14 protein-coding genes are annotated in these 14973 nt (G+C 62.6%); 9 read left to right on the top strand and 5 right to left on the bottom strand.

All coding sequences use genetic code 11. The features are described from left to right. Nucleotides 1-140 precede the first annotated feature (140 nt). Nucleotides 141-803: a haloacid dehalogenase type II gene (locus tag A3A9_RS0121245; protein WP_027060569.1), complete on the top strand. Its 663-nt coding sequence runs from the start codon at nt 141-143 to the stop codon at nt 801-803. A gap of 274 nt (nt 804-1077) precedes the next feature. Beyond that, complete coding sequence (locus tag A3A9_RS0121240) at nt 1078-1902, top strand: L,D-transpeptidase (RefSeq protein ID WP_027060568.1); 825 nt, start codon at nt 1078-1080, stop codon at nt 1900-1902. A gap of 55 nt (nt 1903-1957) precedes the next feature. Here A3A9_RS0121240 and A3A9_RS0121235 read toward each other — a convergent pair whose 3' ends face one another. Together A3A9_RS0121235 and A3A9_RS0121230 are read right to left on the bottom strand one after the other, a co-directional pair. Continuing rightward, nucleotides 1958-2740 (bottom strand): hydroxypyruvate isomerase family protein, encoded by a 783-nt coding sequence (locus tag A3A9_RS0121235; RefSeq protein WP_027060567.1) that lies wholly within the window; start codon nt 2738-2740, stop codon nt 1958-1960. A gap of 137 nt (nt 2741-2877) precedes the next feature. After that, nucleotides 2878-4425 carry a helicase HerA-like C-terminal domain-containing protein gene (locus A3A9_RS0121230; RefSeq protein WP_027060566.1) on the bottom strand — a complete coding sequence of 516 codons (1548 nt, stop codon included), beginning with the start codon at nt 4423-4425 and terminating at the stop codon, nt 2878-2880. Between the two features lie 397 nt (nt 4426-4822). Here A3A9_RS0121230 and A3A9_RS0121225 point away from each other — a divergent pair, with 397 nt between their 5' ends. The 3 genes from A3A9_RS0121225 (at nt 4823) to A3A9_RS0121215 (ending at nt 8677) form a co-directional block, all read left to right on the top strand. Then, nucleotides 4823-6265: a methylmalonyl-CoA mutase subunit beta gene (locus tag A3A9_RS0121225; RefSeq protein WP_027060565.1), complete on the top strand. Its 1443-nt coding sequence runs from the start codon at nt 4823-4825 to the stop codon at nt 6263-6265. Then, the gene (gene scpA / locus A3A9_RS0121220) at nt 6262-8382 is read left to right on the top strand and encodes a methylmalonyl-CoA mutase (RefSeq protein ID WP_027060564.1); all 2121 of its coding nucleotides are present in this window, start codon (nt 6262-6264) and stop codon (nt 8380-8382) included. Before A3A9_RS0121225 ends, scpA begins: the two co-directional genes overlap by 4 nt. Nucleotides 8383-8449: 67 nt before the next feature. Next, a complete protein-coding gene (locus tag A3A9_RS0121215) occupies nt 8450-8677 on the top strand; it encodes an AbrB/MazE/SpoVT family DNA-binding domain-containing protein (RefSeq protein WP_027060563.1) in 228 nt (75 codons plus the stop codon). 16 nt (nt 8678-8693) lie between these two features. Here the strand turns inward: A3A9_RS0121215 and greA are convergent, their stop codons facing one another. Further along, a complete protein-coding gene (greA, locus tag A3A9_RS0121210; RefSeq protein WP_027060562.1) occupies nt 8694-9167 on the bottom strand; it encodes a transcription elongation factor GreA in 474 nt (157 codons plus the stop codon). Nucleotides 9168-9307: 140 nt separating this feature from the next. On the opposite strand from greA, the gene A3A9_RS0121205 reads away from it, so the two are divergent. After that, nucleotides 9308-10684 (top strand): TIGR03808 family TAT-translocated repetitive protein, encoded by a 1377-nt coding sequence (locus tag A3A9_RS0121205; RefSeq protein WP_027060561.1) that lies wholly within the window; start codon nt 9308-9310, stop codon nt 10682-10684. A 127-nt stretch (nt 10685-10811) separates the two neighbouring features. Here the strand turns inward: A3A9_RS0121205 and A3A9_RS0121200 are convergent, their stop codons facing one another. Next, complete coding sequence (locus tag A3A9_RS0121200; protein WP_027060560.1) at nt 10812-11657, bottom strand: LysR family transcriptional regulator; 846 nt, start codon at nt 11655-11657, stop codon at nt 10812-10814. Nucleotides 11658-11829: 172 nt separating this feature from the next. Between A3A9_RS0121200 and A3A9_RS0121195 the strand changes: the two genes are divergently transcribed. The 3 genes from A3A9_RS0121195 to A3A9_RS0121185 are packed head-to-tail and all read left to right on the top strand — an operon-like array spanning nt 11830 to nt 13951. Further along, a complete protein-coding gene (locus A3A9_RS0121195) occupies nt 11830-12915 on the top strand; it encodes an amidohydrolase family protein (RefSeq protein ID WP_027060559.1) in 1086 nt (361 codons plus the stop codon). After that, nucleotides 12915-13301 (top strand): Rieske (2Fe-2S) protein, encoded by a 387-nt coding sequence (locus A3A9_RS0121190; RefSeq protein WP_051371065.1) that lies wholly within the window; start codon nt 12915-12917, stop codon nt 13299-13301. Before A3A9_RS0121195 ends, A3A9_RS0121190 begins: the two co-directional genes overlap by 1 nt. 26 nt (nt 13302-13327) lie before the next feature. Further along, nucleotides 13328-13951, top strand: a complete 624-nt coding sequence (locus tag A3A9_RS0121185) for an HD domain-containing protein (protein ID WP_027060557.1) — start codon at nt 13328-13330, stop codon at nt 13949-13951. Nucleotides 13952-13961: 10 nt separating this feature from the next. Here the strand turns inward: A3A9_RS0121185 and A3A9_RS0121180 are convergent, their stop codons facing one another. Further along, entirely contained in the window at nt 13962-14966 is a 1005-nt protein-coding gene (locus A3A9_RS0121180) for an asparaginase (protein ID WP_027060556.1), read from the bottom strand. Nucleotides 14967-14973: the final 7 nt, after the last annotated feature.

Here is a 14973-nt window from a genome sequence, read left to right as displayed (position 1 = left end):
CGATCAATCTTGTGTGACAACATTGGATGATGCTTTGGCCGCTGCCGTCAACGGGCATCGCGGAGTTTTGTTGAGGCCAGCGGCGGGCGCGTTGCAATCAAGGCTTGCACCTTGCCCCGCCTCGCCTCAAAACTGTTGCCATGCAATACGCCGCCTATGTCTTCGACGCCTACGGCACGCTGTTCGACGTGCACGCCGCCGTGCGCCGCCATGCCGACCGGATCGGGCCTGACGGCCAACTGCTGTCCGAAATCTGGCGCGCCAAGCAGCTCGAATATTCCTGGGTGCGCACGCTGATGGGCGCCTATGCAGATTTCTGGCAGCTGACCGAACAGGCGCTCGACTTCGCCTTGCGCAAGGTCCCTTCCGCCGATCCAAGTCTCAAGGCCAGGCTGCTGGAAGCCTACTGGCGCCTAGATTGCTACCCGGAAGTGCCAGCCGTGCTGAAGGCGCTCAAGGCCTCGGGAGCCCGGCTGGCAATCCTCTCCAACGGCTCGCCCGAAATGCTGGAAGCAGCGGTCAAGTCCGCCGCGCTCGACCAGGTTCTGGACGACATCTATTCGGTCGATGCCGTGCGGCGTTTCAAGACCGATCCGGCGGTTTACGACATGGTTGCCACCGGCTGGCGCCTCTATCCCGGCGCGGTGTCCTTCCAGTCTTCCAACCGCTGGGACATTGCGGGCGCCACCAAATTCGGCTTCCGCACGGTTTGGATCAACCGCTCCAACCAACCCGAGGAATACCGGGACTTCCCGCCGGCGCTGATCCTGCCGACCCTCGAAGCGCTGGTGCCTGGCATCTGAAGCAGTTCACCGTTTCACGGAAACGGTGAACTGCTTCAGCTATTCGTTTGATGCAATTCCGGACGGAAAACCGCTTCACACTTTTCCTGGCATTGCTCCAGCAACAGGCTGTGGCCCTGGCGCCACAGTGGCGGCGTGGTCACAGCTTCGCCTTTGTTTGTCCACGTTCGGGCCAGAATCGGAACCGCCTATCGCCCCAGGTGTTGTCAGGCACCGGTAATAGCGGTCGGTGAATTCACGCTTTGTTGCGATTCCCGACTTAAAGAAGGCAGTCATGTCCATAACCGAAATCGAATCCTTTCGCCTGAGCCGTCGCGGCTTCCTCAATGCCGCAGCCTTGGGCGCAGCCTCGATTGCGGTTTCGGCATGCGCCACCACCGGACCCGGGCCGGTCGAGCCACCGCCGCCCACCTATGTCGAGCCGCCTCTGCCCGACTACGCGACGATGTATGCAGCCGTCAGCGATGGCGGTTTCGACCTTCCGGCCATCCCGTTCGAAAGGATCGATCCGCAGTATCTGCGTCAGATCGTGCCCGATCCGACGGGGCAGAAGCCCGGCACCATCATCGTCGATACGACCGGACATCATCTCTATCTGGTACGTCCGGGCGGCCAGGCGATTCGTTACGGCGTCGGTCTCGGCCGCGCCGGCTTCGAATGGTCCGGCGATGCCGTCGTCCAGTGGAAGCAGAAATGGCCGAAGTGGACGCCGCCGGATGAAATGATCGCCCGTCAGCCGGAATTGAAGCCATACAGCGCCGACAATGGCGGCATGCCCGGCGGCCTGAAGAACCCGCTCGGCGCGCGCGCTCTCTATCTTTTCCAGGGCAACGTCGACACGCTCTACCGTCTGCATGGTTCGCCGGAATGGAAATCGATCGGCAAGTCGGTCTCGTCAGGCTGCGTGCGCTTCATGAACCAGGACATCATCGATCTCTATGATCGCGTGCCGTCGAAGACCCCGGTCATTGTCACCGCCGATATCAGTCAGGCCGCGGCGGCGACGGCCAATCGCAAAGCCATCCCGATCGACGCCGGCGTGCCGGACGGATCGGTCCTGCTCGGACCGGTCAAGGCAGTGACGAACGCGATTTTCTGAACTGGTTGATGGAGCGGCGGGCAGCCGTCGCTTCTTGGCGGCTAAGTTTGTTCCCTCAGACGGTGAAAGCTTCGCGGAAAGCCCGCAGGGCTGCTTCAGGGTCTCCGGAGGCGAACGCCTCCATGCCGACAGGCCCGCGATAGCCCATGTCCTTCAGCGCGTGGGCGATGCCCCGGTAATTGATCTCGCCGCTGCCGGGCTCCATGCGTCCGGGAACATCGGCAACCTGGACCTCACCGATCCAGGGCAGGCAGGCGCGGCACAGCTCGATCAAATTCCCCTCACCGATCTGCGCGTGGTAAAGATCGAGATTGAGGCGAAGCCCCGGCCGGTTGATGCTCGAGACCAGCGCCAGAGTATCCTGCGCGCGCCCGAACGGCACGCCGGGATGGTCAACCGGCAGGTTCAAATTCTCCAGCGTAAATGTCACGCCTTCCGCCTCGGCGAGGTCGGCAATGCGGTTCAGCGTGTCGCGCGCCTTGAGCCACATGGCACCGGTGACCGTCTCGCACGGCATGACCGGTAGGCCGCCGTCGCCGAGCCCGGTACCATGCAGGTTGAGCCGCGCGACGCCGAGGCGCTTGCCGATCGCGGCGGTCTCCTTCGCCGTCTCTAGGAGTTCGGTGGCCCCCTCGTCATCGGCAAGCCGGCCGCTGAGATAGCCGTTCATGATCGAGAAGGTCGCGCCGGATTTCTCCAGCATTGCAAGGTCGTGATCGGGCCAGTTCCAGAGGCCGACCTGGAAGCCCATTTCGGTAAGCCGCTTGACGCGCCATTCCATCGGCTTGTCGCGCCACAGCATTTCGGCGCAAGCCGCAAGCGCAAAAGTATCGGACATGTCAGACCTCGATGTACACGCGGCCGTTCTCGACCTTCGTGATGTAGGTTTTAGCGTGCGCTTCGCCGGTTCGGGAATCAACACGCCGCTATGTTTTGGACATTCGAGCTAGCAGAGCTATCGGCCCTGGGCGTGGCTTAACGCCCCCGCGACAGGCTCCCCAGGATCCCGCGCACGATCGCACGCCCGACCGACGAGCCGACCGAGCGCACCACCGACTTGATCGCGGCCTCGGTCACCGTCTGGCGATTGGAGGGGCGCGGCGCCGGCGCGCGGCGGCCACTCGACTGCTGCGGCGGATCGTCATTGCCAAAACCCGGAATGGTCCAGCGCGAACCGCCGGTGCCCGCCTGCTGTGCCTGCGCTTCGGCGTCCTGCGCCTCCTTGGCCTTCTTCTGCAGCATCTCGAAGGCCGATTCGCGGTCGATGACCTCGTCGTACAGGCCGGAGACCGGGCTTTCCGCGATCAGCTTTTGCCGCTCGGCGGGGGTTATCGGCCCGAGCCGCGACGACGGCGGACGGATCAACGTGCGCTGCACCATCGACGGAATGCCCTTGGCTTCAAGCGTCGAGACCAGCGCTTCGCCGGTCCCCAGTTGTGTGATCACCGTCGCGCAATCGAAGTCTGGATTCGGCCTGAACGTTTCGGCCGCTGTCCTGACCGCCTGCTGCTCACGCGGTGTATAGGCGCGCAACGCGTGCTGGACGCGATTGCCGAGCTGGGCCAGAACCTTTTCAGGGATATCCAAGGGGTTCTGCGTGACGAAATAGACGCCGACGCCTTTGGAGCGGATCAAGCGGACGACCTGTTCGACGCGATCGATCAGCACCTTCGGCGCTTCGTCGAACAGAAGATGTGCCTCGTCGAAGAAGAACACCAGCTTCGGCCTGTCAGGGTCGCCGACTTCCGGCAGCACCTCGAACAGTTCCGACATCAGCCACAGCAGGAAGGTGGCGTAGAGCCGTGGGCTCATCATCAGCTTGTCGGCGACGAGCACGCTGATGGCGCCACGGCCGTCCCGCGTAGTGCGCATGATGTCGGAGATCCGCAACGCCGGCTCACCGAAGAAATGGGCCGCCCCCTGCTGCTCCAGGATCAGCAGCGTGCGCTGGATGGCGCCCACGGAAGGTTTGGTCACATTGCCGTAGCGCGAGCCGATCTCGTCGGCACGCTCGGCGACGTTGGCCAGCAGCGCCTGCAAATCCTTCATGTCGAGCAGCAGCAAGCCTTCCTCGTCGGCGATACGGAAGGCAATGTTCATGATGCCTTCCTGCGCCTCGGTCAGGTTCATAAGCCGCGACAACAGCAACGGCCCCATCTCCGAGACGGTGGCGCGGATCGGATGGCCCTGCTCGCCGAACAGGTCCCAGAAGATGACCGGAAATTCCTGGAAATCGTAGGGGTCGAGCTTGACCTGTTCGGCCCGCTTAACCAGGAAATCCTGCGCCGTGCCCATCATGGCGATGCCGGACAGGTCGCCCTTGATGTCGGCGCAGAACACCGGCACGCCGGCATTCGAAAACCCTTCGGCCAGGATCTGCAAGGTGACGGTCTTGCCGGTGCCGGTGGCGCCGGTCACCAGGCCATGGCGATTCCCATACAGCAGCAACAGCTGCTCGGGGCGCTGATAGCTGTCGTCGGGCTTGCGGCTGGCGCCGATGAAAATACTGGTGTCGTCAGCCATATCCAGGGTCTCCGCAAACTGATGTGTTTAAAAAGCCAGCCTTTGCCCGAAGGTATAGTGAGGCTGTTGCGCAGCGACAATGCCAATTGCCCAAAGCGGGGGCCAATTGCCCAAAGCGGGGGCCAATTGCCCAAAGCGGGGGCCAATTGCCCAAAGCGGGGGCCAATCGTCCAAAGCGGGGGCCAATCGTCCAAAGCGCGCCAATCTCGGAAATCGGATTTTGAAGCTTGCGGATTTTGCTGGTGTTTGCCAATCGTTCATGGTTCGTCCACGCAAGCCGCCCTATATCTCGATGATCGAATTTTGACCTTGGAGGCACGTCGCATTGCGATAACCGACTGGGAACCGTAGACTGAACCGCACCGGCTGATGCGGCCGCATAAAACGAGGAAGATCGATGGGCGCCGGAGCCTTGACTAGGGGTGCTGAACCTGTAAGCGCGGAACGCCAGCGTTGGCTGGCCTTGGCGGAAAAGGCGCTGGCTGGTGCATCCTTCGAGGAAAAGCTGGTCTCGCATACCGACGACAACATCCGCGTCGAGCCACTCTACGACCGTGCAACCGGGACTGAGCCGATCGTGCGCGCGAATCCCCGGTCGCCCTGGATCGTCAGCCAGCGCGTCGACGACCCTGATATCGATCGTGCCAAGGCCCAGGTCCTGGACGACATCGCCCAAGGCGCGACGGGATTGTCGCTCGTCTTCGAAGGCGCACCGAACGCATTTGGCTACGGCCTGCCTAGGACAGCACAGGCGCTGGAGACGGTGCTGGAGGGCGTGCCCCTCAACCGGGTCCAGGTCCGCATCGATACCCATCCCTGGAGCCGCCCCATGGCCGATTGGCTGGTGGCGTTCCTGAGCAAGCGCCGCTCCGATCCGGCAAAGCTCAACCTCTCCTTCGGCATCGACCCGGCGGCGATCCTTGCCGGCACCGGCCGGCTGCGCATGTCGATCGAGGCGCTGCAGGAATCGATGCCGCAATCCTTGGCGCATTTCTTCTCGATGGGTGTTCCGGGCGTGCTGTTGGAGGCGGACGGTCGCGTCTTCCACAATGCCGGGGCCACCGAGGCGCAGGAGCTCGGCATCATGCTGGCTTCGGCGGTCTCGTATCTCAGAATGTTCGAGAAGGCGCGGCAGCCGCTCGTCTATGCCGCACCGCACATCGGCTTCGCGCTCAGCGTCGACCAGGATCAGTTCCTGTCGATGGTCAAGGTGCGGGCCCTGCGCAGGTTGTGGGCGCGGGTGCAGGAGGCCTGCTCGATCCCCAACTCGACGGCCAACATCCATGCCGAGACATCATTCCGGATGATGACGACCCTGGACCCGGAAACCAACATTCTGCGCACGACGATCGGCTGCTTCGCCGCGGCTGCGGGGGGAGCCGATTCGATCTCCATCCTGCCGCACACGATCGCGCACGGCCTGCCGGCGGCTTTTGCCCGCCGCGTCGCGCGGAACGCGCAGCTGATCATGGCCAATGAAAGCCATGTCGATCATGTTGCCGATCCTGCCTATGGTTCGGGCGCAGTCGAGGCGCTGACATCTGACCTTTGCGAAGCCGCATGGGCGGAATTGCAGGCGATCGAGGCCGAAGGGGGTGTGCTGTCCAGCCTTCGGGACGGGCATATCCAGGGACGCGTTCGCGCTGCTGCGGCTCAACGCGAAACCGCCTTCAAGGCCGGCGAGCGGGCCATCATCGGCACCACGCTCTATCCCGTGAAAAACGAGCGGCCGGTCGAGACGCTGGACGCCGAGCGGCGGCCTGCCTTCACCGAAGGTGTCGTGCTCTGCGAACCGCTGTTTGCGGCCCGCATCGACCAATCCATCGGGGCCGCTTCTTGATTCCGGATTTCAGTCAGATCGGCTGGGTGCCGCCACGCCGCGCGCCGGTCGAAGTCAAGGGCCAGCGGACGACGCCGGAAGGCCTTGTCGTCAAGCATCTCTACAATCAGGGCGACCTCAAGGGCCTGCCGCATCTCGATACCTATCCAGGCCTGCCGCCCTTCGTGCGCGGCCCCTACCCCACCATGTATGTCCAGCAGCCCTGGACGATCCGGCAATATGCCGGTTTCTCTACAGCCGAAGAGTCCAACGCCTTTTACAGGCGCAATCTTGGCGCCGGCCAGAAAGGCCTGTCGGTCGCCTTCGATCTCGCCACGCATCGCGGCTATGACAGCGACCATCCGCGTGTTGCCGGCGATGTCGGCATGGCGGGCGTCGCCATCGATTCCATCCTCGACATGCGGCAATTGTTCGACGGCATTCCGCTCGGCGAGATGACGGTGTCGATGACGATGAACGGCGCGGTGCTGCCGATCATGGCGCTTTACATCGTCGCGGCGGAAGAACAGGGCGTTGCGCAGAAGGATCTGGCCGGGACGATTCAGAACGACATTCTGAAGGAGTTCATGGTCCGCAACACCTACATCTATCCGCCGAAACCCTCGATGCGGATCGTTTCGGACATCTTCTCCTACACGTCGAAGAACATGCCGAAGTTCAATTCGATATCGATCTCCGGCTATCACATGCAGGAAGCCGGGGCGACCGCCGACCTGGAGCTCGCCTATACGATCGCCGACGGCATCGAATATGCCCGTGCAGGCGTTGCGGCTGGGCTCGATATCGACCGTTTCGCGCCACGCCTGTCGTTCTTCTGGGCGATCGGCATGAACTTCTTCATGGAAGTCGCCAAGCTCAGAGCCGCGCGCCTGCTCTGGGCAACCCTGATGAAGAAGAATTTTGCGCCAAAGGACGAGCGCTCGCTGTCGCTGCGCACCCATTGCCAGACGTCCGGCTGGTCGCTGACGGCGCAAGACCCTTACAACAACATCATCCGCACCATGATCGAGGCGATGGCGGCGACGCAGGGGCACACCCAGTCGCTGCACACCAACTCCTTCGACGAGGCAATGGCGCTGCCGACCGACCATTCGGCCCGCATCGCCCGCAACACGCAGCTCATCCTGCAGAAGGAATCCGGAACCACGCGGATCATCGATCCGTGGGGTGGCTCGGCCTATCTCGAACGGCTGACGCATGATCTGGCGGCGCGCGCGCTTGCCCATATCGAGGAAGTCGAGGCTCTCGGCGGCATGGCGGCTGCGACCGAACAAGGTATTCCGAAGCTGCGCATCGAGGAGGCTGCAGCACGCACGCAGGCACGCATCGATTCCGGCGAGCAGATGCTGGTCGGCGTCAACGTGCATCGCCCCGAGAACGACATCAAGGTCGATGTGCTGAAGATCGACAATGCCGAGGTCAGGGCCCGGCAATTGTCGAAGCTGCAACGGCTGAAAGGCACTCGCGAGGTCGCTGCGGTGGAAAGCGCGCTCGATGCACTGACCCGTGCCGCGCATGGCAATGAAAACCTGCTGGAATTCGCCATCCGCGCCGCACGTGCCAATGCGACAGTCGGCGAAATCTCATTCGCCCTGGAAAGGGCCTTTGGCCGGCATGTCGCGACTGTGCAGACCATTTCCGGCGTCTATCGCAAGGCGCTTGGCGACAATCCAGTGGTCGACGGGCTGCAGGACAAGCTCGACGCCTTCGAGAAGAAAAACGGCAGCAGACCACGCATTCTCGTTGCCAAGATGGGACAGGATGGCCACGACCGTGGGCAAAAGGTGATCGCCACAGCCTTCGCCGATCTCGGCTTCGACGTCACGGTCGGCGCGATGTTCCAGACACCGGAAGAGATCGCGAAACTGGCCGTCCAGCAGGACGTCCATATCATCGGTGCCTCATCGCTGGCGGCGGGACACCTGACGCTGATCCCCGAACTGCGCGACGCGCTGAAAAAGCTCGGCCGAGGCGATATGGTGATCGTTGCCGGAGGCGTAATTCCTCCGCAGGATTACGAAGCGGTGCTGCAGACCGGTGCGGCGGAAATCTTCCCGCCGGGTACTGTCATTCCGGAGGCGGCAGATCGGTTGCTGGACCGGCTGCTGGCGGGCTGAGCGAAACATCGCTGTATTGCTGGAAAACGTTATGTCACAATCCCGGACACAACCGCAGGTGACAGCCGTGAAGACTATCATTCACAAGCTCGACGACGGATCAGGCGCCGTGATCTTGCCACGGGGAATGCTCGACAGCTTGAACCTGCAGGTGGGCGATCAACTCCAGGTCATCGAAATCGATGATGGCGTCATTCTAAGACCGCTGGGGAGTGACGAAGTCGAACGGCAGATGCGCGCCGCTCGTGATGTCATGGACAAGTATGAGGCCGCATTGCAAAGGCTGGCCAAGTAGGCGAAGCCAGTTGGCGTCAGGCGTCCGACAGCTTGACGATTTCCCATTCCTTGCCGTTGACCGTGACGACCTCGCCGACCTTCTTGCCGAACAGGGCCACAGCCATCGGCGAAACGTGCGAAATGCTGCCCTTGGCCGGATCGGCCTCGTCCTCGCCGACGATCTTCCAGTGCACCTTCTTGCCGTCATCGCCTTCCAGCGTGACGCCCATGCCGAAGCGCACCAGATCGCTGCCGGGCTCCGGCACGGAAAGCTCCGCATTTTCGCGCCGGGCCGTCCAGTAGCGCAGGTCGCGCGACACGACCGCGATGCGCTCGCGGTCGGCTTTCCGTTCGGCTTTCGCCAGGATATCGCGCAGATCGGCCAGATTGTCCTCGATCTGCGCGAGGCCGTGCTCGGTCACCAGATTGCGGTGCGTGCTGATCGGCCGCTCGCCGACGCCGGCGATGGCGTTTTCGCTGTCTTCTTCGCGGGTAAAAGCTCTGCTCATTCCCTAAACCTAGGCCTCGAGTGGTTGCTCGACAAGCCATCGTCGACAGTTCGTGAAGGGGAACAGAACGTCTGGCACGATTCCTGCGGTGTCAGGGCTGACACTGCGGTGGCAGTACTGAACGCTGGGAAACTGTGCCGATGTTGAACAGGCGAACACTGCTGACCGGGACCACCGGCTTTGCCGTCATGGGCCTTGCGCTCGGCAAAGCGGCGGCCGCCGGCCTGACCGGCATCGAAAAGGCCTCGATACGCGGCTCGATCAATGCCACCGAACTTGGCGTGCAGCCCGGCACCTTCGACGACCAGAGCAAGGCCTTTGCCAAGCTGCTGCGCGATGCGAACAGCCGGGATATGCCGGTGTTCCTGCCGGCGGGTACCTATGTGGTGTCCAACCTGTCGCTGCCCGGCCGCGTACGGCTTTCCGGCGTGCCCGGTGCGACGCGGATCGTCTATGGCGGCGACGGCCACCTCTTCATGGCCGAACAGGCCGACCATATCGAGTTGAGCGGGCTGGTCTTCGACGGTTCGAACCGCTCGATGGGTGACTATGCGCAAGGGCTGCTCGATCTGCGCCGGGTCGGTCATCTCGTGGTCGACAATTGCCAGATAACCGGCAGCGGCAAGAACGGACTGGCGCTGGAACGTGCGACAGGCCGCATCGAACGCTCTGATATATCGGGGGCCGCCGATGCCGGTATCTATTCAGTCGAAGCCGGCGGCCTGGCGATCACGGGCAACACCGTCTCCGACTGCGCCAATGGCGGCATCCTCGTGCATCGCTGGCAGGCGGCGGAAGACGGCACGATGGTCACCGGCAACCGTGTCGAACGCATCGGCGCGCGCAGCGGCGGGACCGGGCAGAACGGCAATGGCATCAATGCCTTTCGCGCCGGCAATGTTATCATCTCGGGCAATGTCGTTTCGGACTGCGCCTTCTCGGCAATCCGCGCCAACAGTTCCAGCAATCTGCAGATTTCCGGCAATACCTGCTCGCGCTCGGGCGAGACCGCGGTCTATTCCGAATTCTCGTTCGAGGGCGCCGTCATCAGCAACAACATCGTCGATGGCGCGGCCAACGGCATCTCGATCGTCAATTTCAACGAAGGCGGCCGCATGGGTGTCTGCTCCGGCAACATCGTTCGCAATTTGTCGTCCAGTGGCCCCTACACCGCTGATCCGCCCGGCTTCGGCGTCGGCATCGCCGTCGAAGCAGACACCATCGCTTCCAACAACGTCATCGAGAACGCGCCGCTCTACGGCATGTCGATCGGCTGGGGGCCGTATCTGCGCAATGTCGTGGCCACGGGCAACATCATCCGCAAGGCAGGCACGGGCATCGTCGTCAGCGTGGTCGAGGGTGCCGGCACAGCCGTCATTTCCGACAACGTCATCGACGGCGCGTTGAACGGCGCCGTCATCGGCCAGCGCTGGGCTGAGCCGGTGACCGCTGACCTGACGCAGGTGACCAACAGTGGCTTTGCGCATCTGACGGTTGAGCGGAACCGCGTCAGCTGAAGATGGCCTGAACGCTTTTGGCGATCAATGAGGCGACATGGGCGGGCTGTCGGAGATAGAGCGCCAGCATGGCTTCATCCTGCCTGCAGCAGCACGCCAGAGGGAAACATCTCGCTCGACCTCTAATTTACGCGGTCATCAGTTTAAGCGCCTTGAGCAGGCGCACATGCGTGTGGGAATGATGATGCCTGACATGTACGGCCGAATAGATGGGATGTGAGATCTTCGGCGCATCGGCAACGAGTTGTGCCACACCTTCCTGCCGCAATTTTGTCGCCACCGTTTCGGTGACGAAGGCGGTGCCGCCCCGGCTTCGCAGCAGATAGGCAACCGCACCACCATTTCCCGTCGATACGGGGCTGTTTTCCAGTTCCGGCAGCATCTGTTTGTGGGCGCGGTTGAAGAAGGCCGAGTAATTGGCGCGGATGTAGTCCGCCGGCACCACCTCGCCGAAGGCAACGCCGCGCGTCGAAACCATGACGAAATTCTCCTCGGCGATCTGCTCGTAGTGCATGTCCGGAAGATGCTGCGGCGAATAGAGCACCGCCAGATCGAGGCTGCCTGTAGTCAGATCGAGGATCATCTGGTTGGAGTAGTCGATCTCGACATAGATCGCGAGCTTGGGCATCGTCGCCCGCACCCATTCCAGCCACCCTTCCAGCACGCGTTCGTAAAGCTCGAACTGGATACCGATGCGGATCAGGCGGTCGAACTTGCCGACCGACTGGATTTCGCGGCGGGCGTCGAGCCAGCGCAGTTTGACCGCGCGCGCATGCTCCTCGAACCTCAGGCCGGCAACGGTCGGCTCCGTGCCGCTCTTGTTGCGGATGAAGAGCTGCTTTTCCAGCAGCGCCTCGAGCGTGCGGATGCGGCTCGAAACGGTCGACTGGGTGATGCCCAACCGTTCCGCGGTGCGGTTGAAGTTGCGCGTTTCGATCAGGTCCAGGAACGTGTCGAGCAATTCGATCTGCATCTTGGCCACCTACGGAAAACGCCCGCAACGGCTACCGCTTTTTGGCCCGCTTCGACAATGGCTAATCGGATTCTTCGATTAACATCCCATCCCGGGTTGCGTTGCCGGATATCCCCTTCACGCGCAGAATTGCTGCATCTTTCAGACATCGGCTACGGCAGGTCATCCATCCATGTTCATCGTCGACACCGACGTCCACAATTACTGGTCCAGTGCCGAGGTCCTGCTCCCCTATCTCGAACCCTATTGGCGCGACTTCCTGGTTCGTGGCGAAAAGCCAGGTCCCGCGGGAAGCTTTCCGCACGGACACCGCCCATGGCTGCATCCGGAGGGGTTCTCGCGGCATGACATCAGGCCGCAGACCGAGGAGGACAACTATTTGATCATGAAGGAGAAGCACCTCGATCTCTACGACATCGACGTGGCAATCCTCACCGCCGACGAGCCGCTGGAAGCCTCGACGCTGGCCAACTACCACTACGCCAACGCTCTGGTGAAAGCCTACAACGACTACATGATCGACTGGTGGCTGCCCAAGGACAGGCGCTTCAAGGGATCGATCATCATCTCGCCGACCGATCCCCATGGCGCCGCCGCCGAAATCCGCCGGCTTGGCGGCCACAAGGACATCGTCCAGGTGCTGGCCAGCCACGGCTCGCAACGTCCTTACGGCGACCCGTTCTATCATCCGATCTTCGAGGCCTGCGCCGAAGTCGGGTTGCCCTTCGCCATCCATTTCGGGGGCCAGGGCGGCGTCAACCACAATGCCATCGCTAGCGGCCCGACGACCTATTATTGGGAAACACATGCGCTGCTCAGCCAGCCGGCGATGACCCATGTCGTCAGCATGATTTCCAACGGCGTGTTCGAAAAATATCCCGACCTCTACTTCGTCGTCATCGAATGCGGCGTGTCCTGGGTGCCCTCGCTGATGTGGCGCCTCGACGCCAACTTCAAGGCGCTGCGCAAGGAGACGCCGTGGCTGAAGATGCTGCCGTCGGACTATTGCCGGCGCAACATTCGCTTCAGCACCCAGCCGCTTGAGCAGCCACAAAATGTGAAGCATCTCTGGGAGACGCTCGAGCACATGGATGGCCAGAACACGCTGCTTTTCGCGTCCGACTATCCGCACTGGGATTTCGACGCGCCGACCAACATCCACATCCCGCCGGCCTGGCGCGACAAGGTGATGGGGCTGAATGCGCTGGAGGTCTACAAGCGCATCGAAGCTCCTGCCGCCAGCGCGAGGGTTGCGTGATGACGGCCAATGCAGCAGCCGTGCCAGTCCGAGGCCGCACCTTTGCCTGCAAGGTCAACGAGGTCGCGATCGGGCAACCCAGGATCGTCGCCTTCGGCCGCATCGGCATCGGTATATTCCAGCTCGACGATGGCTATGCCGCCTTGCTCAACATCTGCCCGCACCGGGCAGGCCGGCTTTGCGAAGGGCCGGTTTGTGGAACCACCAGGCCGACCGACAGGGCGGAATTCGTCTATGAGCGCGCAGGCGAAATCGTCCGCTGTGCCTGGCACGGCTGGGAATTCGAGATCAGGTCGGGAAAATGCCTCGTCGATGACAGGCTGAAGGCTCGGACATTTCCGGTCGAGGTCGTGGGCGACGACCTCTATCTTGAGCTCGGCCGCTAGGTTTCTGGTTGCGGAAGGTGACGACGATGGAAGCGGTAAAGTTCACCCAGATGAAGGATGGCGACCGCGAGGATTATGCCTTCCTGACCGCGCATGAAATCGAATATGCCGCAGGCACGGCCGATCGGCTACTGGCGGCCATGGTCGAACTCGACAAATCGCTGTCAGGCTACAAGGTGACGCGGCTCGGTCATTCGTTGCAGGCCGCCACGCGGGCCTGGAATGCTGGCGCCGACGTAGACTGGGTGGTGTCGGCGCTAATGCACGATATCGGCGATATCTACGCGCCCTATAACCACGACGAATACGCCGCCGCCATCATACGACCGTTCGTGCGCGAGCAATGCGCCTGGGTGGTCGAGAAGCATGGCGATTTCCAGCTTGTCTATTATGGCGAGCATGTCGGGGCCAATCCGCACAAGCGCGACGCGTTCCGGGAAAGCGCCTATTTCGACGACTGCACCGAGTTCTGCGAAAAATGGGACCAGTCGAGCTTTGACCCGGACTATTCGACCCGGCCGCTGGAATTCTTCGCGCCGATGGTGAGGGAAGTCTTCGCCCGCAAGAGCTATGACCCAGCTGTCGTCAGAGCCAACCAACGAGAAGCCATGTCGAACCCTGCTGTCGCCGCGGCACGCGCGGCGATCTAGACGGTGCTCTTCAGCCGAGGGCTGAGGTCGGCCGCAATGCACCGACCTCGGCGCCGATCCGACTCTGGATCGGCGCGTTTGCCATTTCGAGTAGCTTCGCCGCCAAGGCCTCGTCGGCACGCAACAGCCCGGAAAGGACGGCGGCTGCAATGGCCTCGCCAGCGCGCCCGGCGCCATCATCGCATTTGATCGCGATGCCGAGGCCAAGTTCCGGGATTGCGGCGCAGTGGACGCCTTCGGCGCCGCCTTTCGCAAAAATCCGGCCCGGTGCCGCTTCCATCAAGGCGACATCGGCGCGACCCGTGCCAGCAACGAAGAATGGTTCTGCCATGCAGGCCGAAAGCAGTCGCTTGGCGGCCTTTGCGCGCTCGGGGCCAAAACCTGATGTCGTGGCCATGCGCGCAAAGCCGAGCGCGAAACTTTTCAGCGGCACCGCATAGGTCGGGATCGAGCAGCCATCGGTCGCCCGCTCATCCGCGCTGTGGACGGCGCCGGTGACCGATTGCATGGCGTCGCGCACCATCTCCTGCAGACCGTGCCTGGCCTTCACGTAGCCCCCGTGTGCAATGCCGGAATGGACGCAGGTGCAGAGGAAGCCGGAATGCTTGCCGGAGCAATTGTTGTGCAACGCGTTCGGCAAGCCGCCGGCACGGGCCAGCGCAATCTCTGCCTCATGATTCGAAGGCCAATGCGTGCCGCATTCGAGTGCGCGCTCATCGAGCCCAGCCTTGGCCAGCATGGACCGCGCCAGTTCGACATGCGCCGGCTCGCCCGAATGGGATGCGCAGGCGAGCGCCAGCTCGCGGCTGCCGAAGCCATAGGCATCGGCAGCACCCGTTTCGACCAGCGGTAAGGCCTGGATCGCCTTGACAGCCGAGCGCGGAAAGACAGGCTTCGAGGTATCGCCGATCTCCAGGACCGGCTTGCCGTCGGCGTCGAAGACCGCGACGGCACCGCGATGCACGCTCTCGACGATCGCGCCGCGCAGAACTTCGATCAGAACCGGATTTGTCATGTCACCT

This window comes from Mesorhizobium loti CJ3sym (assembly GCF_000472785.1).
Classification (GTDB): domain Bacteria; phylum Pseudomonadota; class Alphaproteobacteria; order Rhizobiales; family Rhizobiaceae; genus Mesorhizobium; species Mesorhizobium loti_E.
Note: the sequence above shows the minus strand (reverse complement) of the source record. Positions and strands in the feature narration are given on the sequence as shown.